The organism is Bradyrhizobium sp. ISRA436, from assembly GCF_029910015.1.
GTDB lineage: Bacteria > Pseudomonadota > Alphaproteobacteria > Rhizobiales > Xanthobacteraceae > Bradyrhizobium.
This window is the reverse complement of sequence record NZ_CP094519.1, coordinates 994,430-1,010,432: the sequence shown is the minus strand read 5'-3', so window position 1 is coordinate 1,010,432 and position 16,003 is coordinate 994,430. Positions and strand designations below refer to the sequence as shown.

Annotated in this window: 18 protein-coding genes; 9 read left to right on the top strand and 9 right to left on the bottom strand. The window is 65.0% G+C overall.

The window, feature by feature from the left end:
- Window positions 1-2 precede the first annotated feature (2 nt).
- From MTX23_RS04750 to MTX23_RS04740, 3 genes are read right to left on the bottom strand one after another with little or no spacing between them, the layout of a single operon-like run.
- Window positions 3-818, bottom strand: a complete 816-nt coding sequence (locus MTX23_RS04750) for an ABC transporter permease (protein WP_280975475.1) — start codon at window positions 816-818, stop codon at window positions 3-5.
- Window positions 818-1,732 (bottom strand): ABC transporter permease subunit, encoded by a 915-nt coding sequence (locus tag MTX23_RS04745; RefSeq protein WP_280975474.1) that lies wholly within the window; start codon window positions 1,730-1,732, stop codon window positions 818-820. Before MTX23_RS04745 ends, MTX23_RS04750 begins: the two co-directional genes overlap by 1 nt.
- The gene (locus tag MTX23_RS04740; protein ID WP_280977973.1) at window positions 1,729-2,829 is read right to left on the bottom strand and encodes an ABC transporter ATP-binding protein; all 1,101 of its coding nucleotides are present in this window, start codon (window positions 2,827-2,829) and stop codon (window positions 1,729-1,731) included. Before MTX23_RS04740 ends, MTX23_RS04745 begins: the two co-directional genes overlap by 4 nt.
- Window positions 2,830-3,040: 211 nt before the next feature.
- Between MTX23_RS04740 and MTX23_RS04735 the strand changes: the two genes are divergently transcribed.
- A complete protein-coding gene (locus MTX23_RS04735) occupies window positions 3,041-3,184 on the top strand; it encodes a hypothetical protein (RefSeq protein ID WP_280975473.1) in 144 nt (47 codons plus the stop codon).
- A 45-nt stretch (window positions 3,185-3,229) separates the two neighbouring features.
- On the opposite strand, the gene MTX23_RS04730 is transcribed toward MTX23_RS04735, so the two are convergent.
- Together MTX23_RS04730 and MTX23_RS04725 are read right to left on the bottom strand one after the other, a co-directional pair.
- Window positions 3,230-4,759, bottom strand: a complete 1,530-nt coding sequence (locus tag MTX23_RS04730) for an ABC-F family ATP-binding cassette domain-containing protein (protein WP_280975472.1) — start codon at window positions 4,757-4,759, stop codon at window positions 3,230-3,232.
- 343 nt (window positions 4,760-5,102) lie between these two features.
- Entirely contained in the window at window positions 5,103-7,790 is a 2,688-nt protein-coding gene (locus MTX23_RS04725; RefSeq protein WP_280975471.1) for an EAL domain-containing protein, read from the bottom strand.
- 258 nt (window positions 7,791-8,048) lie between these two features.
- Here MTX23_RS04725 and MTX23_RS04720 point away from each other — a divergent pair, with 258 nt between their 5' ends.
- Window positions 8,049-9,152 carry an NAD(P)/FAD-dependent oxidoreductase gene (locus MTX23_RS04720; RefSeq protein WP_280975470.1) on the top strand — a complete coding sequence of 368 codons (1,104 nt, stop codon included), beginning with the start codon at window positions 8,049-8,051 and terminating at the stop codon, window positions 9,150-9,152.
- A gap of 83 nt (window positions 9,153-9,235) precedes the next feature.
- Here the strand turns inward: MTX23_RS04720 and MTX23_RS04715 are convergent, their stop codons facing one another.
- On the bottom strand, window positions 9,236-9,421 hold the full coding sequence (locus MTX23_RS04715; RefSeq protein WP_280975469.1) for a DUF465 domain-containing protein: 186 nt from the start codon (window positions 9,419-9,421) through the stop codon (window positions 9,236-9,238).
- Window positions 9,422-9,662: 241 nt separating this feature from the next.
- Here MTX23_RS04715 and MTX23_RS04710 point away from each other — a divergent pair, with 241 nt between their 5' ends.
- From MTX23_RS04710 to MTX23_RS04700, 3 genes are all read left to right on the top strand, one after another.
- On the top strand, window positions 9,663-9,869 hold the full coding sequence (locus MTX23_RS04710) for a DUF465 domain-containing protein (RefSeq protein ID WP_029085523.1): 207 nt from the start codon (window positions 9,663-9,665) through the stop codon (window positions 9,867-9,869).
- A gap of 196 nt (window positions 9,870-10,065) precedes the next feature.
- Complete coding sequence (locus MTX23_RS04705; RefSeq protein ID WP_280975468.1) at window positions 10,066-10,275, top strand: hypothetical protein; 210 nt, start codon at window positions 10,066-10,068, stop codon at window positions 10,273-10,275.
- Window positions 10,276-10,310: 35 nt separating this feature from the next.
- Window positions 10,311-10,562 carry a hypothetical protein gene (locus tag MTX23_RS04700; protein ID WP_280975467.1) on the top strand — a complete coding sequence of 84 codons (252 nt, stop codon included), beginning with the start codon at window positions 10,311-10,313 and terminating at the stop codon, window positions 10,560-10,562.
- 9 nt (window positions 10,563-10,571) lie between these two features.
- Here MTX23_RS04700 and MTX23_RS04695 read toward each other — a convergent pair whose 3' ends face one another.
- Window positions 10,572-11,102, bottom strand: a complete 531-nt coding sequence (locus MTX23_RS04695) for a GGDEF domain-containing protein (protein ID WP_348637565.1) — start codon at window positions 11,100-11,102, stop codon at window positions 10,572-10,574.
- 307 nt (window positions 11,103-11,409) lie between these two features.
- Here MTX23_RS04695 and purE point away from each other — a divergent pair, with 307 nt between their 5' ends.
- Together purE and MTX23_RS04685 are read left to right on the top strand one after the other, a co-directional pair.
- A complete protein-coding gene (gene purE, locus MTX23_RS04690) occupies window positions 11,410-11,898 on the top strand; it encodes a 5-(carboxyamino)imidazole ribonucleotide mutase (protein ID WP_280975465.1) in 489 nt (162 codons plus the stop codon).
- Window positions 11,895-12,998 carry a 5-(carboxyamino)imidazole ribonucleotide synthase gene (locus MTX23_RS04685; protein WP_280975464.1) on the top strand — a complete coding sequence of 368 codons (1,104 nt, stop codon included), beginning with the start codon at window positions 11,895-11,897 and terminating at the stop codon, window positions 12,996-12,998. Before purE ends, MTX23_RS04685 begins: the two co-directional genes overlap by 4 nt.
- An 82-nt stretch (window positions 12,999-13,080) precedes the next feature.
- Here the strand turns inward: MTX23_RS04685 and aqpZ are convergent, their stop codons facing one another.
- Complete coding sequence (gene aqpZ, locus MTX23_RS04680) at window positions 13,081-13,758, bottom strand: aquaporin Z (protein ID WP_280975463.1); 678 nt, start codon at window positions 13,756-13,758, stop codon at window positions 13,081-13,083.
- A gap of 307 nt (window positions 13,759-14,065) precedes the next feature.
- Here aqpZ and rpsU point away from each other — a divergent pair, with 307 nt between their 5' ends.
- Window positions 14,066-14,365 carry a 30S ribosomal protein S21 gene (gene rpsU, locus MTX23_RS04675; RefSeq protein WP_280975462.1) on the top strand — a complete coding sequence of 100 codons (300 nt, stop codon included), beginning with the start codon at window positions 14,066-14,068 and terminating at the stop codon, window positions 14,363-14,365.
- Between the two features lie 116 nt (window positions 14,366-14,481).
- Entirely contained in the window at window positions 14,482-15,132 is a 651-nt protein-coding gene (locus tag MTX23_RS04670; RefSeq protein WP_280975461.1) for a tetratricopeptide repeat protein, read from the top strand.
- A 16-nt stretch (window positions 15,133-15,148) separates the two neighbouring features.
- On the opposite strand, the gene MTX23_RS04665 is transcribed toward MTX23_RS04670, so the two are convergent.
- The gene (locus MTX23_RS04665; protein WP_280975460.1) at window positions 15,149-15,988 is read right to left on the bottom strand and encodes a hypothetical protein; all 840 of its coding nucleotides are present in this window, start codon (window positions 15,986-15,988) and stop codon (window positions 15,149-15,151) included.
- Window positions 15,989-16,003 lie beyond the last annotated feature (15 nt).

Here is a 16,003-nt window from a genome sequence, read left to right as displayed (position 1 = left end):
TCTCACAGCGGCGCGGCGCTCTCGCCGCGCGCGTTCGACAGTTTCGAGGCGAACGAGGCGACCACGATGATCACGGCGATCAGCGCGATCACCAGTGTGCAGATTGCGTTGATCTCGGGCTTCACGCCGAGCCGGACCTCCGAATAGATCCGGATCGGCAACGTCGCCGAGCCGGGACCGGTGGTGAAGCTCGCGATCACGACGTCGTCGAGCGACAGGATGAAGGCCAGCATCCAGCCCGCGACGATGGCGGGCACGATCTGCGGCAACGTCACCAGCAGGAACGCCCGCACCGGATCGCAGCCGAGGTCCATCGCGGCCTCCTCCAGGCTGCGGTCGAGCGAGGTCAGGCGCGACTCCACCACGACGGTGACGAAGCACATCGTCAGCGTGGTGTGGGCGATGGTCACGGTCCAGAAGCCGCGCTCGGCGTTCAGCGCCACGAACAGCAGGAGCAGCGACAGGCCGGAGATCACCTCCGGCATCACCAGCGGCGAATACAGCATGCCGGAGAACAGCGCCCGGCCGCGGAACCGCTCGCCGCGCGCAAGGCCGATTGCCGCCAGCGTGCCGAGCAGGGCGGCGAGCGTCGCCGATACCGCACCGACGGCGAGGCTCATCCAGGCTGCCTCCAACATGGCGCGGTCGTTGAAGAACTCGTGGTACCAGCGCAGCGACCAGCCGCCCCACACCGTAACCAGCCGCGAGGCGTTGAACGAATAGATCACCAGGATGACGATCGGCAGATAGAGGAACGCGAGCCCCAACGCCAGCGACGTCATGTTGAAACGCGTGAGCCTGGTGCCGGTATGTGCCATCAGCTGTGACCTTCGAGCTGACGCCGTTGCAGGCGATCGTAGAGCACGAGCGGCGGCACCAGCAGGAGGAGCAGCGCGACCGCCGCGGCTGATGCCACCGGCCAGTCCTTGTTGGTGAAGAACTCCAGCCACAGCGTCTGCCCGATCATCAAGGAATTGGAACCGGCCAGCAGGTCGGGGATCACGAACTCGCCGACGATCGGGATGAAGCAGAGCAGCGCGCCGGCGGCGACGCCGGGCAGCGAGAGCGGAAAAGTCACCAGCCAGAACGCCCGAAGCGGCGAGGCGCCGAGATCGCTGGCGGCCTCCAGCAGCGATGCATCCATCTTGGCGAGCGTCGCATAGAGCGGCAGGATCATGAACGGCAGGTAGGAATAGACGATGCCGAGATACATCGCGCTGTCGGTCGACAGCCACACCACCGGCACCGAGACGATATGCAACGCCAGCAGAACCTGATTGAGCAGGCCGTCATGCTGCAGGATGTTGATCCAGGCATAGATGCGGATCAGGAACGAGGTCCAGAACGGCACGATCACCAGCATCATCGCCACGCCCTGCCAGCGCCGCGGCAGCCGGGCCATGCCATAGGCGATCGGGTATCCAATCAACAGCAGGATCAGCGTCGAGGTCACCGCGACGACGAGGCTGCGCAGATAGGACAGGATGTAGAGGTTATCAGAGACCAGCAGTCTGAAATTGTCGAACGACAATTGCGAGAAAGCGGCCGCCAGCGCGGCGCGGCCCTCGGTGAAGTCGAAGACCGGCGTATAGGGCGGCTGCGCGATTGCAGTCTGCGACAGGCTGATCTTCAGCACGAAGCCGAACGGCACCAGGAAGAACAGCACCATCCAGAAATAGGGCGCGATCGCAGCAAGCCGCGCCGGACGGGCGAAGATGCGGCGCGCGCTCATTGTTCCAGCACCAGGCAATCGTCGGCCGCGAACCACGCCACCACGCGCTGGCCCGCGAGATAGGCATCGACATCGAGCCGAGCGGTGTTGGCCATCGACGAACGCACCACCGCGCCCGACTCCAGCCTGACCCTGTAGGTCGTGACGCCGCCGAGATAGTTGACGTCGGTGACGACGCCGTTCAACCGATTGATTGCCTGCGTGCCGCCCTCGTCCGATGCCGGCGCCCGGCGCGACAGCTTCACCTTCTCGGGGCGGATCGCGACGCTGACGGCCTCCTTGGTCACCGGCGGCCACAACTCGCTGACCGCGAGCGCCCCCGCATCCGAGGTCGAGACAGTCAGGCGGCTGGGCTCGCGGGACACCACCTTGCCGCTGAACAGATTGATGTCGCCGACGAACTCGGCGATCCAGCGCGAGGCCGGCGCCTCGTAGAGATTGCGGGGGGTGGCGACCTGGACCAGGCGGCCGGCATCCATCACCCCGATCCGGCCGGCCATCGTCATCGCCTCCTCCTGGTCGTGGGTGACGATGATGAAGGTCATGCCGAGCCGGCGCTGCAGCTCCATCAGCTCGTTTTGCGTGCTCTCGCGCAGCTTCTTGTCGAGCGCCGCCAATGGCTCGTCGAGCAGCAGCACCTGCGGGCGGCGCGCCAGCGAGCGCGCCAGCGCCACGCGCTGCCGCTGTCCGCCGGAGAGCTGGTCGGGCTTGCGCTTCTCCATGCCCTCGAGCTTGACGAGAGCGACCATTTCCGCGACGCGGGTCGCGATCTCGGCGCGCGCCATGCCGGCGCGCTTCAGGCCGAAGGCGATGTTGTCGAGCACCGACAGATGCGGGAACAGCGCATAGTTCTGGAACATCATGTTGACGGGCCGCTCGTGCGGCAGCACCTGGGCGATGTCCTTGCCGTCGAGCAGGATACGGCCCTCGTCCGGCGTCTCGAAACCGGCAAGCATGCGCAGCAGCGTCGTCTTGCCGCAGCCGCTCGGACCGAGCAGCGCGAAGAACTCGCCGGCACGAATGTCGACCGAGAGCTTGTCGACGGCGCGGAAATTGCCGAACGACTTGGCAACGCCTTCGATACGCAGCAAAGGCATCTCCGGCGCGGCTGCTTCCGGCGGCGGCCTTGCCGGCTCCGCACTCGCTTCGCTTGATGTCACGTCCTTCCCCGATTCTCCGCCGGTCCGACAAAGCGCGCAAGCTAGCGGCGGATCGTCACCGGCTCAACCGCCTGGCACGACAACTCCCGCAATATTGTCGCTCCTCGCGTCTCTGCTAGACTTCGCCTCCAATTCGGGAGGACAACCGATGCACCACGACCGCTATGGCCTGCGGCTGACGACCGCATCCGACCGCGCCGCCGCCGAGGCAGCCAATCTGATCTCCGACCGGCTGCACCGCCGCCCATCCCGGCGTGACCTCGCATGGTCGCAGGAGGTCGCACGGCAGTAGCCGTGCTCAGTTTTCGTAGCTGCCGGTGATAGCGTCGGCGACGCTCTAGCCTGCACCGGCCGACGCAAAGAAGCGCTCCGGCCCGTCGACTTCCATTAGCTTCCTCCCTTCGATCACCCAGAACCGGTTCGCCACCGTCCGCACGAACTGACGGTCGTGCGAAACCAGCAGGCAACTGGCCTGACGCTCCATCAATTCCTCCTCCAGCGCCTCCTGGCCCTCGATATCGAGGTGATTGGTCGGCTCATCGAGCAGATAGAAGTTGGGCTGAGTGAGCCGCAGCACGAGCAGGCCGAGACGAGCCTTCTGGCCGCCCGATAGCCGCCCGATCGAACGACCCTGCATCTCGATGGACAGCCCCATTCCGGCGAGCAAGCCGCGCGCCCGCTGACCGCCGACCTCGAAGCGGCTGACGATCGCGCGCATCGGCGTATCGGCATCGGCGAGATGGGCAAGCGCCTGGTCGCAATAGCCTGTAACCAGCGACTCCGTGGCCTTGATCTCGGCCGGTGCCGCCTCCGCCGTTTCGATCGCCTGGCGCAACGCCGCGACGAACCGGGTCTTGCCCGCACCATTCGGACCCAGCAGTGCGATCCGGTCGCCCTTGCAGATGAACTGCTTGCCCGTCCTGAACAGCAGCCGTCCGTTGGGTGTGACGATCGCCGCGTCGCTCAACCTGATCAGGACCTTGGCGTGGATGTCACGATTGGCGAGCCTGATGGTTCCGGCCGATCGTTCCAGATGCGCGGGCTTCGCCGGCTCCTCGAGCTTCTTGGCACGCTGCTTCAGTTGCTTGGTCTTCGACAGCAGGAGATCGCTGCCGGAGTTGATGCCGAGGTTGTTGAGCTTTGCGGCCTGCTGGCGAAGCTGCCGGACGGCCTTCATGTCCTTTTGATAGCGCCGCTCGTCCGAGGCATCGAGCTCGTCGAGCGCTGCCCGCGCCCGCGCATAGGGCAACGCGAACAGCTGCGACCGCTCCGGACGCAGGAACAGCGTCCGGTTCGTGGTCGCATCGAGAAAGGCGCGGTCATGGCTTGCAATCACGACCGGCATCTCGCGCGGCAATGTGTTCAACCAGATTTCGAGCCGGCCGATCTTGGCGAGGTCGAGGTCGTTGGTCGGCTCATCGAGCAGCAACGCATCGGGCTCGGTCACCAGCACGCGGGCCAGCATGGCAAATCGCAACCAGCCGCCGCTGAGTTGCTTCAGCGGCCTCTGCCACAGCTCCTCGGGCACCTCGAGCGATTGCAGGGCAACGTCCACCCGCCAGCCTTCGCCGGCCTGTCGCTCCCTGGAAAGCGCCTCGAGCACCGCGGCATGGAACGGTGTATCCAGCAGCGCCGGCGGCGCGTCCTGCGCGACATGGCCGATGGTCAGCCCGCGCGATCTGGTGATCTCGCCTTCATTGGGCTCGATCGCTCCCGCGATACAGCGCAGCAGCGTGGATTTGCCGCGGCCGTTGGCCGCGACGAGCCCGATCCGATCGCCGGCATTGACGACAAGATTCAGTTGGGAGAACAGCGGCGCGTTCAGCGTCACGCCGAGATTACGTACGTTGATAAGGGTCACGATCATTCTCTGGTCTGGCCGGCCATCGCGACATCCGGGCGTGCAGCCATCAACGGATGGGCGTGTCGAAGCGCGGCGAGGGATTAAAGTGCAGGCGCGAACTCAACTGTTCGGCGCCGCACAGCCACGAAGGGCAGACCAGGAAGAGATGTTACGCGAGTTTCCGGTCAGCCCTGCAAACGCATTTGCAGGGCGTTGACGGGGCCACGCCTGAAGTGGCGATCGAGACATGTCACCACGACGCAGCCCTCCTTTCTCGGCTAGAAGTTGTGGTCGCTTGAGGTGTAGCCGGGCATGCAACGCATGGCAAGCTCATGCGGTCAATCCGGTCTGACGGTTCGAACCCCGCCTACCCGGCTTTGCGCACGGCTTCCGCAAGGCGGCTGCCGCCGACCAGCGCGGCAAAATGGCCGATCGGCGCGGGCCTGCCGATCAGATAGCCCTGCACCGCGTCGCAGCCCTCCTCCGAAAGGAAGCCGAGCTGCGCCTCGGTCTCGACCCCCTCGGCGACGATCGACATTTCAAGGCCGTGGCCGAGATCGATGACGGCGCGCACGATGGCGGCCGATTGCGGATTGCGGCCGAGATTGATGACGAAGGCGCGGTCGATCTTGATCTTGTCGAACGGAAACGCCTGCAGGTAGCTCAGCGAGGAATAGCCGCTGCCGAAATCGTCCATCGAGATCCGCACACCGAGCGCCTTCAGCCGTCGCAGCAACGAAAGGCCGCGGTCGAAATCCTCGATCAGCACGCCCTCGGTGATTTCGAGCTCGAGCCGGTCCGGCGTCAGCCCGGTCTCGAGCAGGATCGAATGGACCAGGCCGACGAGGTCACCATGGGTGAACTGCGCCGGCGACAGGTTGACGGCGACCTGCAGCGGAACCGCCCACGAGGCCGCTTCCCGACAGGCTTCGCGCAGGATCCATTCGCCCATCTCGACGATCAGGCCGCTTTCTTCCGCGAGCGGGATGAAATCGCCCGGCGGGACGAAGCCGCGCACCGGATGATGCCAGCGCGCCAGCGCCTCGAAGCCGATGATCTCGCTGCCCGCAACGCTCCCGCCCGCCGCCGCCTGCGGCTGGTAGTAGAGTGACAATTCGCCGTTCTTGATTGCGACCGACAGCTCCTGGTGCAGCACCCGGCGGTCGCGGATCTGCTGGTCCATGTCGGGCTCATAAATCGAGATCGTGCCGCGCGACTTCGCCTTGGCGCGAAACAGCGCCGCGCCCGAATTGGCGAGCAGCGAGGCCGCGTCGGAGCCATTGTGCGGGAACACCGCGATGCCGGTGGTGAGACCGGTGCGAACCGACTTGCCGTCGATCGCAAAATCCTGACCCAACGCCTCGGCGGCCTGCTCGGCCAGCGCAATGCCGGCCGCAGGCTGCCTGCCGTCTATGATGAGGCCGAATTCGTCGCCCGACAGCCGCGCGACCACGCCACCGCGTGCCACCGTCTGCAGGCGCTGCGCGACTTCGATCAACACCTTGTCGCCCATCGCATGACCGAACACGTCATTGATCTCCTTCAGCCCGTCGAGGTCGACGCAAAGCACGGCGAATTCCTCGTCGGTGCCGGCACAAGCCTCGATCATCTGCGTCAGCGCCTGGAGAAAGGCGGCGCGGTTCGGCAGATCAGTCAGGCCGTCGTGATAGGCCATATGCGCCATGCGCGACTCGGTCTGGCGCCGGTCGGTGACGTCTTCATGGGTCTTGATCAGATATTGCGGCTCGCCATTGTCGTCGAGCACGGTCATGCGGCGGGTCAGGAACAGCCGCAACCCATCCTTGGTCGAGATCGGGTGCTCCTCGGCGATCATGCTGCGCTTCCGGATCGCGGCCTCGTCGCGGGCGATGATCAGCTTGGCTTCGCGCGGATTGAAGATGTCGGCGGCGGTGAGGCCCGTGGCGTCCTCGCGGCGGCGGTTGAGGATCGTCTCGGCGCTGCGGTTGGCCAAGAGATAGCGGCCGTCGCTGACGCGCTCGACGATCAGCGAGACCGGGATGTTGTCGACCACGAGCTCAAGGAATTTCTTGTTGTTCTCGAGCTCGCGCGACAGCGTGCGGCGGTCGGTGACGTCCTCGAACAGGGCGATCAGGAATTCCGGTTCGCCGGCCTCGTTGCGGGCGATGACACGATTGGAAGCGACGATGCGCTTCTCCGAACCTCGCTCGACGAAGAATTCGCTGCGGTGATAGCCTTCCGGCGCGTTCACTGCCGCGCGATCTGCGGCCTCGATGCTGGCTGCGGTCTCCGGACGGAACATCTCGTCCGCGCGCTTGCCGACGATATGCTCGCGCGAGAAGCGGGAGAAGCGCTCGAACGCTCGGTTGGCGAAGATGTAGCGGCCATCCTCGATGTTCTTGGCGGCAACGCAGACCGGGACGTTGTCGAGCACCGATTCCAGGAATTGCGTGGTCGAGGCGAGCTTGCGCGACAGCTTACGCTGGTCGGTGCAATCGAGATGCGTCGCGACCGAGCCGCCGTTCGGCAGCGGGAAATACTTCACCAGCACCGATTTGCCATCCGGCAATTCGGTAACCAGCCCCTCGGGCGCCGCTGCCTTCGCAAAAAAATCCTCGGCGCTGACGTCGAGCACGCCGCAGCTGCGGCGCAGCTCCAGCAGTTCGGTGCCGGTCATGTTGCGCCTGATATCGGCGCGGGACAGGCCGTAGATATCGAGATAACGATCGTTGCAGAAGACGATGCGTCCGTGCGCATCCGTCATCACCACGCCCTGGTTCAAGTGGTTAAGGGCTGACGAGACGAAGGCGTTGCGGCGCAGTTGCGCTCGCTTGGCCTTGCGCAACGCCGACAGGATCCAGAGCCCGACCGCGCCGAGGAACGACGCGACGACCATGCTGCCGATCAGCAGCTCCCAGATCACATTGGGGTCGAGATCACCAAGATAGGTCGACGGCGCGAAGGCGCTGGACGCCGACCGGGCCATGCCGCATGGCGTGACGACGGCGATCAGGCCAAGCGCCACCTTTGCCGGAATCGAACTCTTCCTGCCTGCCCGCCAATTCTTGCCAGCCATCAGCCACCCGCGGATTTCCCGAGGAGTGTCCGGCTTCGGCAGTTTGGATCGGGTAAACGCGATCCGATGCAACTTGAAAATGCGGCCTGATTTACGGCAATTGCCCTGACATGATTAATAGTCCACTAACAGGATGGGACGCAGAAACTATCCGAGGCAGCCCAAGCACTTGCCAAGTGAATCGGGCAGGGCAAACGATGATGATTGCGCGCGATGGCAGGGTGTTATCGCGCCGGAATCCCGGATCTGAAGGACGATATGGACAGGGTTGATTGCGTGATCGTGGGGGCGGGGGTGATCGGCCTCGCAGTGGCGCGCCGGCTGGCACAGGCCGGCCGCGAAGTGATTGTCATCGACGAGGCCGAGGCGATCGGCACGGTGACCTCGTCGCGGAACAGCGAGGTGATCCACGCCGGCATTTACTATCGCGCTGGCAGCCTGATGGCGCTGATGTGCGTCAGCGGCAAGCGCGCGCTCTACAGCTACTGCGTCGAGCACGGCATCCCGCACAGGAATTGCGGCAAGCTGATCGTCGCTACCACACCTGCGGAAACCGAGAAGCTGCAGTCGATCCGGGCGCATGCCGCGGCCAATGGCGTCGACGACATGCAGCTTTTGTCCGGCGAGGCCGCGCGCGCGATGGAGCCGGCGCTGAACTGCGATGCGGCCCTGCTGTCGCCCTCCACCGGGATCATCGACAGTCACGCCTACATGCTGGCGCTGCGCGGCGATGCCGAGGAGGCCGGGGCGGCGTTTGCGTTCTACACGCCGCTCACGCGCGCCAAGGCGGCCGCCGGCAGGATCGAGATCGAGGCTGGTGGGGAGGCACCGATGACCTTGGCATGCGACCTCCTGATCAACGCCGCCGGCCTCGGCGCATCGGCGGTCGCGCGCAGCATCGAGGGCATGCCGATCGAACTGATTCCGACAGCCTACCTGGCCAAGGGGAATTACTTCAGCTGTAGCGCGCAAGCGCCGTTTTCGCGGCTGATCTACCCGGTGCCGGAGCCCGGCGGGCTCGGCGTTCACCTCACCCTCGACATGGCGGGCCAGGCCAGGTTCGGCCCCGACGTCGAATGGATCGATCACATGGATTATGCCGTCGACCCTGCGCGGGCCGAACGCTTCTATCCGGCGATCCGGAAATATTGGCCGACCCTGCCGGACGGCGCGCTGATGCCGAGCTATTCGGGAATCCGACCCAAGATCGTGCCGCCGGCGGTCGCGACCCAGGATTTCCTGATCCAGGGACCGCGCGACCATGGCGTCGCCGGCCTTATCAACCTGTTCGGGATCGAATCGCCCGGGCTTACGTCATCGCTGGCCATTGCCGATTATGTCGGCGAATTGGCCGGGCTTTGAGCGTGCACAACCCCGCCAAGGATGGGCGCTCGAGCGTCCATCCTGATGCGGAAAGGCCTGGTTAATTTTTGCGGGGGGACTGGCTAGTGGATGGTACTGTCCGCGGTCTGCTTCAGCCGCTCGATCTCGTCCTTGACCATCAATTTACGGCGCTTCAACTCGAGAATTTGCAGGTCGTCTACTGAAGGGTGCACGAGCGCTTCGTGCAGTTCGTTTTCGAGAATTTTGTGCTTGCGCTCGAGTTCGACGAGATGGGCCTGTATTGCCATACGAACACTCCTCGGTGGGTTAAACCTCAGGTTCGATCCGGACCGGCGAGTGTACACAAGTGAGCGGAGGTGTCGATGGGGAACGCAAAATGCCGCAGTCAGGTTTCTGCGCCTATCTGTAGCCAATCGTGACTATGGAACCAGTTCAGCTTGCGCCCCGCGCGCCCAAGGACGATATTTCAACGGGCGGCGAGTGCTTCGCCCGCCGCAACCTTATCGTGCTTATCAGTTAACGTACACCATGAACGATCAGGATGAGCGCGAACTCCACGCCGAGCTCGCACGTCTGCAACAGGAACACCGCGACCTCGACGCCGCGATCGACGCGTTGCATCAGTCGCCCGCGCCGGATCTCCTGATGCTGCAGCGCTTGAAGAAGCGGAAACTGCAATTGCGCGATCGCATCGCCTTCATCGAAGACCAGATCACGCCCGACATCATCGCGTGACGCGCGCTCCTGGGAGCGCCAAGCGATCGGGTTGACCGGCTCGTCGCGCGCAGACACCTTTCCCCGTGATCCACAGCGGCCGCCTGCTTCACATTCGCGGCAACGGGTTTGCGACTGCGATGCTCCCTCTTGACTCGACCAGAACAAACAGAGAACATATCGACCCAGCCGCCAGACATAGAAAGGGAGTTTCGCCATGCCCGCGCCGCCTTCCCGGCCCGACAACAACCGCTACGAGCAGGCCTGCGACCAGGCGATCGCAATGTGCGACGGCAACCTGCGCAGCACCATCAAGGCGCTGATCATGGCCAATGAATATCTGGAGACCGAGATTGAGGAGCTGCAGGCCGCGATCACCGCGGGCTGTGCACCGGCACCGACGCAGGCGGCGAGCGACGCCGCCTGATCTTCGAGGAGCAAATCCATTTCGAGGAGCAAATCATGGCTGATGTCACCTATTACGTGGCGTTGCCGTTCGTGCAGGACGACGACGGCACGCCGGTCGCGGGCAATGCCGAGGAATGCCAGAGTTCTGCGATCGCGCTGCGGCGCGCTGAGATGATGTCGCGCATGCCCGGCAGCATCGGCGCCGTCGCGTTCAGCCGTACGGGCGATCCTGCGATCGGCGAGTTCGGCGACGCCAAGCTGTTGCGGGCCTTCGGCAAGGTGCCGGAGGATTTGGGCGCGCTCTAGCCTCGTGCCTTAGCCTTGGGTCTGGTGCCGACGCTGCGCCTTGCGCACATACATCGCCCGGTCGGCCTCATCGAGGGCGCGCTCGACGTCCGAATGCGTGCCGAGGATCGCAACCCCCGCCGATGCCCCCGCAGAGACCTGACTGTCGCGGAAGACGAAGGTCAGCCGGTCGATCACGTCTTCCAGCATCGCGGCCTTGGCCCTGGCGTCGGTCTCGCTGAGATTCCACAACAGGATGGCAAACTCGTCACCACCGAGGCGGCCGATCACGTCGGAGGCCCGCACCACGCCCGACAGTGCGGCAACGATCGCCTTCAGCACCTCGTCGCCTGCTGCGTGACCGAACGCATCATTGATCGGCTTGAGACGATCGACATCAAGCACGATCACCGCACCCGAGGCATGGTAGCGCTGGATGAAGGCGATCGCGCGGGCGAGCTCCCGCTCGAAGCCGCGCCGGTTCAGGATATCGAGCAGAAAATCGGTTTCGGCTGTGGCCTGCAGTTCCGCGATCCGGGCCTGGGCCCGCGCCAGCTGCACCTTCAACCGGCGAATCGTCGATTTATCGTTGGCAGCGACCGAGTCCCGCGCGGGAGCCGCGGTTCCCACCCGGCCCGGCCCGGGTTTACGTAGAACTGTCGTGCTTTTCCGCCGTTTTGCCGCCCCGGAGGCGGTCGCGGTCGTCCTCTTCCTCATGCGCATCCTTGTTGAGGCCTGCTTATGAAGGCTTGCCGGGATTCACCAATACAGGATAGTCCATTCTGACCTCCTTGCCACGCCTTGGATGACGTCCTGGCCGCCCCTATAATTGGCCTATGCTTTTGGATTCCTGCACAGAATTGACGAAATGACCGCCCCGATCGCCATCATCATGGGAAGCCAGTCCGATTGGGAGACCATGCGCCATGCCGCCGAGACGCTGTCAGCTCTCGGGGTTGCCTGCGAGACCCGGATCGTTTCCGCCCACCGCACCCCGGACAGGCTCTATGCCTTTGCCAAGGGAGCCAAGGCTGCCGGCCACAAGGTGATAATCGCCGGCGCCGGCGGCGCGGCCCACCTGCCTGGCATGACCGCGGCGCTCACGGAACTTCCGGTGTTCGGGGTTCCCATCGAATCGAAGGCGCTATCCGGCGTCGATTCGCTCTATTCGATCGTGCAGATGCCGGCCGGGATTCCGGTCGGAACCCTCGCCATCGGCAAGGCCGGTGCGATCAACGCCGCACTGCTCGCGGCGAGCGTGCTGGCACTGAACGATTCCGCGTTGGCGGGCCGGTTGGTGGCCTGGCGCCAGCAGCAGACCGATGCGGTGAAGGACCATCCGGAGGCCTCGGCGTGACAGCTTCGACGGCAGTGAAGCTGAAGCCGGGCGACACCATCGGAATCCTCGGCGGCGGCCAATTGGGCCGCATGCTCGCCATGGCGGCGGCGCGCCTGGGGCTCAGGTGCCAGGTGTTTTCGCCGGACCCGGATTCGCCAGCCTTCGACGTGGTGCAGAACGCAACCTGCGCGGAATACGCCGACGTCGAGGCGCTCGAGCTGTTCGCCAACGATGTCGACGTCGTCACCTATGAGTTCGAGAACGTGCCGGCGGCAACCGCTCTGGTGCTCGCCGCGCGACGTCCGGTCCTGCCCGCGCAGAAGATCCTCGAGACCACGCAGGACCGGCTGATCGAGAAGGACTTCGTCAGCAAGCTCGGCATCGGCACCGCTGACTATGCCGACGTCTCCTCGGTCGGCATGGTGCGCGCGGCGATCGAACGCATCGGCCTGCCCGCGGTCATCAAGACCCGTCGTTTCGGCTATGACGGCAAGGGCCAGGCAATCATCCGCGCCGGCGACGACCTCGACCGGGTTTGGCAGGACCTCGGCACCAAGTCGGCGATCCTCGAGGCCTTCGTGCCGTTCGAACGCGAGATCTCGGTGATCGCGGCACGCTCGGCCTCCGGCGAGGTCGAGTGCTTCGACGTTACAGAGAACGAGCATCGCGACCACATTCTGAAGATCTCCCGCGCGCCGGCGGCCATTCCCGACGCAGTCGCCGCGCAGGCACGCGCCATCGCCGAGAAAATCGCAACCGCGTTGAACTATGTCGGCGTGCTGGCGGTCGAGATGTTCGTGGTGCCAGGCAATGGTGCGCCGACGGTCCTGGTCAACGAGATCGCGCCGCGCGTGCACAACTCCGGCCATTGGACACTCGACGGCGCCTCGATCTCGCAGTTCGAGCAGCACATCCGCGCAATCGCCGGTTGGCCGCTGGGCAAGCCGGTGCGTCACGGCGAGGTCACCATGACCAACCTGATCGGCGACGATATCCTGAATTACGAGCAGTGGCTCGCCGTGCCCGGCGCCACCGTGCATCTCTACGGCAAGGGCGCACCGCGCCCCGGCCGAAAGATGGGCCACGTCACCCAGGTGACTCCAGCCCGCAAGCCATAAGTCACGGTCACGCCCGACAGATCAATGTAGATTGACGAATGAAAATGGGATCGTGACGATCACGATCCCATTTGTTGCTTGATCACGCGGTCTTCACACCAACGACGACACCGGTCGGCTCGTCGCTGACCCAGCGATAGATCACGCCGCCCAGCACGCCGCCGATCAACGGTGCAACCCAGAACATCCAGAGCTGTGCCAGCGCCCAGCCGCCGACGAACAGCGCCGGTCCGGTGCTGCGCGCCGGATTCACCGAAGTGTTGGTGACGGGAATGCTGACGAGATGGATCATCACCAGCGCCAGCCCGATCGCGAGCGGCGCAAAGCCCGCCGGCGCCTTGCCATGGGTCGCGCCCATGATGACGAACAGGAACATCATGGTCATCACCACTTCGGTGATGAAGCACACCACCATGCTGTACTGACCGGGCGAGTGCGCGTCATAGCCGTTCGATGCATAGCCCTTGGCCACGTCGAATCCCGGCGCGCCGCTGGCGATCACGTAAAGCAGTGCAGCGGCCACGATCGCACCGGCGACCTGGGCAATGATGTAGGGCAGGATCTGGCCCGTCGGGAAGCGCCCGCCCGCGGCAAGCCCGACCGTGACGGCCGGATTGGGGTGACAGCCAGAGACATGGCCGATGGCGTAGGCCATGGTGACCACGCTCAGACCGAACGTGAGCGCCACGCCGACGAGGCCGATTTCGACCTGCGGAAAGCCGGCCGCAATCACCGCGCTGCCACAGCCGGCGAAAGTCAACTAGAACGTGCCGATGGCCTCGGCCGCATATTTCTTCATATCCATGTCGCATCTCCCCTATTTCCATGTCCGGGTTATCAAAACGCCGGGAGCGGCCCCGATCTCGGCGCCAAACCACCCAAATCAAGGCTGCATAGGGGCAGTTTTGCCGCATTTCGTGGCTTTACTAGGCCCGAAAGTCACTCCACTGGTGGACATGAGCGCATTTCTCTGATACATGCGCGCGCTTAGGGTTAAGGGGCAGGCCTTTTGCCGCCGCTTCACTTTGCCAGAATTCCGAACCGATCAATTCAAAAGAGGATGCCGCGTGCAGGTTCTCGTCCGCGATAACAATGTTGACCAGGCTCTCAAGGCGCTGAAGAAGAAGATGCAGCGCGAGGGCATTTTCCGCGAGATGAAGCTCCGCGGTCATTACGAAAAGCCGTCCGAGAAGAAGGCCCGCGAAAAGGCCGAAGCCGTCCGCCGCGCCCGCAAGCTGGCGCGCAAGAAGCTGCAGCGCGAAGGCCTGCTGCCGATGAAGCCGAAGCCGGTGTTCGGCGCCGGTCCGGGTGGCGATCGTGGTGCCGGTGGCCGTGGTGGCGCAGGCGCTGGTCGCGGCCCGCGCTGAACCGTTTTGCCGATCTGGAAGTCTAACAGCGCGGGCCTGGGGCCCGCGTTGTTGTTTTGAAGCAGGCGGCATTCCGGGTTACCAATGCAAAATCACCTGCAAGAGCATTTTGCATAATGGCTGTTCCGGCGCCCCGCCCCCGTTCCGGACCTGTGTGCCGCCATCGCACGTCGCAATTCACCGCCCTTGCGATCGCCCTTGCCCTCCCCCTTGGAGGCTGCTCCATCGACCTCGGGTCATGGGGCTCCGACGACAAGACGAAGCCGGCGGCCGCCGCCGAGAAGCCAGCCGACACGATCACCGCGCAAGATATCAGCGACGCCAGGGATCACGCGACCCGCGGCCAGACGCTGGCACATTCCGGCAAGCCCGATGAAGCGCTCGCCGAGTTCGACCAGGCGTTGGCGGCAGACCCCTACAACATCCAGGCGCTCTACGGCCGCGGCCTGATCTATCAGGGACAGGGCCAGCATCAGCAGGCGATCGAGGATTTCACCGCGGCGAGCGGCCTGTCACCGCGAAAGGCCGAGCCCCTGCTCGGCCGTGCCACCAGCTACCTCGCGATCGACAAGGCCAAGCAAGCCGCCGCCGACGTCGACGAGGCCGTTCAGGCCGATCCGAACAGCGCGGCGGCGTGGAGCGTCCGCGGCCAGGTCTATGAGCGGCTCGGAGAGAAGGCCAAGGCAGCGGCGTCCTACTATCGCGCGCTCGCGCTGCGGCCAAAGGACGACGGCGCGCGCAGCAGCCTGGCGCGCACCGGCGGCTAAAGCGTCTTCGGGCGGCTTACTTCGGCAGAACCGCGTGGAATACAGACTTGGCGGCGGAGAGCATGTCGTCGGCCACCGTGTGGTCCTGCGGAGGCGGCGGCTCAGATGCCTCGGCACGCAGATCAAGCGGCGCGCGCGCGACCGGAATGTCGGCCGGCGGAGTCAGGCGGTCGGGATCAGAAGCATCGGCCGCATAGGGCGGCCGCGGCTGCGACGACTGATCGACCGATTGATCGGTCGGGTTGGAGACCATGATCGGCGGCGGCAGGGGCCGGATCGACTGCGGCGTCGCGGCGCGCTGCGCCTCGGGCAGCCGGGCCATCTCGGTCGGACGCGGCTCCTGGCGGACAGCTTCCTGCGCACGCGGCGGGCTCTCCTTGCGCAGCCGCTCGATCGCCGCACGGGCAAGGTCATTGGCGTCACGTCCCTCTTCCGGTGCGACCGCGGCCTCGGCCGCGGGGGCTGCCGGCGTGAGCTTCGCCACCGCCTTCGGCGCGGAGTGATGGCGCGTGTCGGCAGGGATGCTCGCGGTCTCGGCCGGCGAATCGGTAGCCTTCACGTCGGCGGATTTCTCAGCCGGCTTTTCGGTGACGGTGGCCTTCTCGGACGCCGACCGTTCGATCAGCGTCTTCTCGGAGATGCCCTTGGCCTTCACGCCAGCTTCGGGGAGGCTGCTGACGACGGTGGGCTTCTCTGCGGGCTTGGCGACGACTGGGGTGGCAGTAGCAGACACCGCCGCCTGTGCCGGTGCTTCCGGCTTGGCGACGATGTAGTGGTTAACGATGTACGCCCCGATGATGGTCGCCGCCACCGAGGGAAAGATGTCCATCGCGAATTTCTTCAAGTAACTCAGCATGGCCCTGCCACTCCC

Coding starts and splice junctions, on each gene's coding strand:
- MTX23_RS04750 (WP_280975475.1), bottom strand. CDS start 818: ATGGCACATACCGGCACCAGGCTCACGCGTTTCAACATGACGTCGCTG.
- MTX23_RS04745 (WP_280975474.1), bottom strand. CDS start 1,732: ATGAGCGCGCGCCGCATCTTCGCCCGTCCGGCGCGGCTTGCTGCGATC.
- MTX23_RS04740 (WP_280977973.1), bottom strand. CDS start 2,829: ATGCCTTTGCTGCGTATCGAAGGCGTTGCCAAGTCGTTCGGCAATTTC.
- MTX23_RS04735 (WP_280975473.1), top strand. CDS start 3,041: ATGCACCACGACCGCTATGGCCTGCGGCTGACGACCGCATCCGACCGC.
- MTX23_RS04730 (WP_280975472.1), bottom strand. CDS start 4,759: ATGATCGTGACCCTTATCAACGTACGTAATCTCGGCGTGACGCTGAAC.
- MTX23_RS04725 (WP_280975471.1), bottom strand. CDS start 7,790: ATGGCTGGCAAGAATTGGCGGGCAGGCAGGAAGAGTTCGATTCCGGCA.
- MTX23_RS04720 (WP_280975470.1), top strand. CDS start 8,049: ATGGACAGGGTTGATTGCGTGATCGTGGGGGCGGGGGTGATCGGCCTC.
- MTX23_RS04715 (WP_280975469.1), bottom strand. CDS start 9,421: ATGGCAATACAGGCCCATCTCGTCGAACTCGAGCGCAAGCACAAAATT.
- MTX23_RS04710 (WP_029085523.1), top strand. CDS start 9,663: ATGAACGATCAGGATGAGCGCGAACTCCACGCCGAGCTCGCACGTCTG.
- MTX23_RS04705 (WP_280975468.1), top strand. CDS start 10,066: ATGCCCGCGCCGCCTTCCCGGCCCGACAACAACCGCTACGAGCAGGCC.
- MTX23_RS04700 (WP_280975467.1), top strand. CDS start 10,311: ATGGCTGATGTCACCTATTACGTGGCGTTGCCGTTCGTGCAGGACGAC.
- purE (WP_280975465.1), top strand. CDS start 11,410: ATGACCGCCCCGATCGCCATCATCATGGGAAGCCAGTCCGATTGGGAG.
- MTX23_RS04670 (WP_280975461.1), top strand. CDS start 14,482: ATGGCTGTTCCGGCGCCCCGCCCCCGTTCCGGACCTGTGTGCCGCCAT.
- MTX23_RS04665 (WP_280975460.1), bottom strand. CDS start 15,988: ATGCTGAGTTACTTGAAGAAATTCGCGATGGACATCTTTCCCTCGGTG.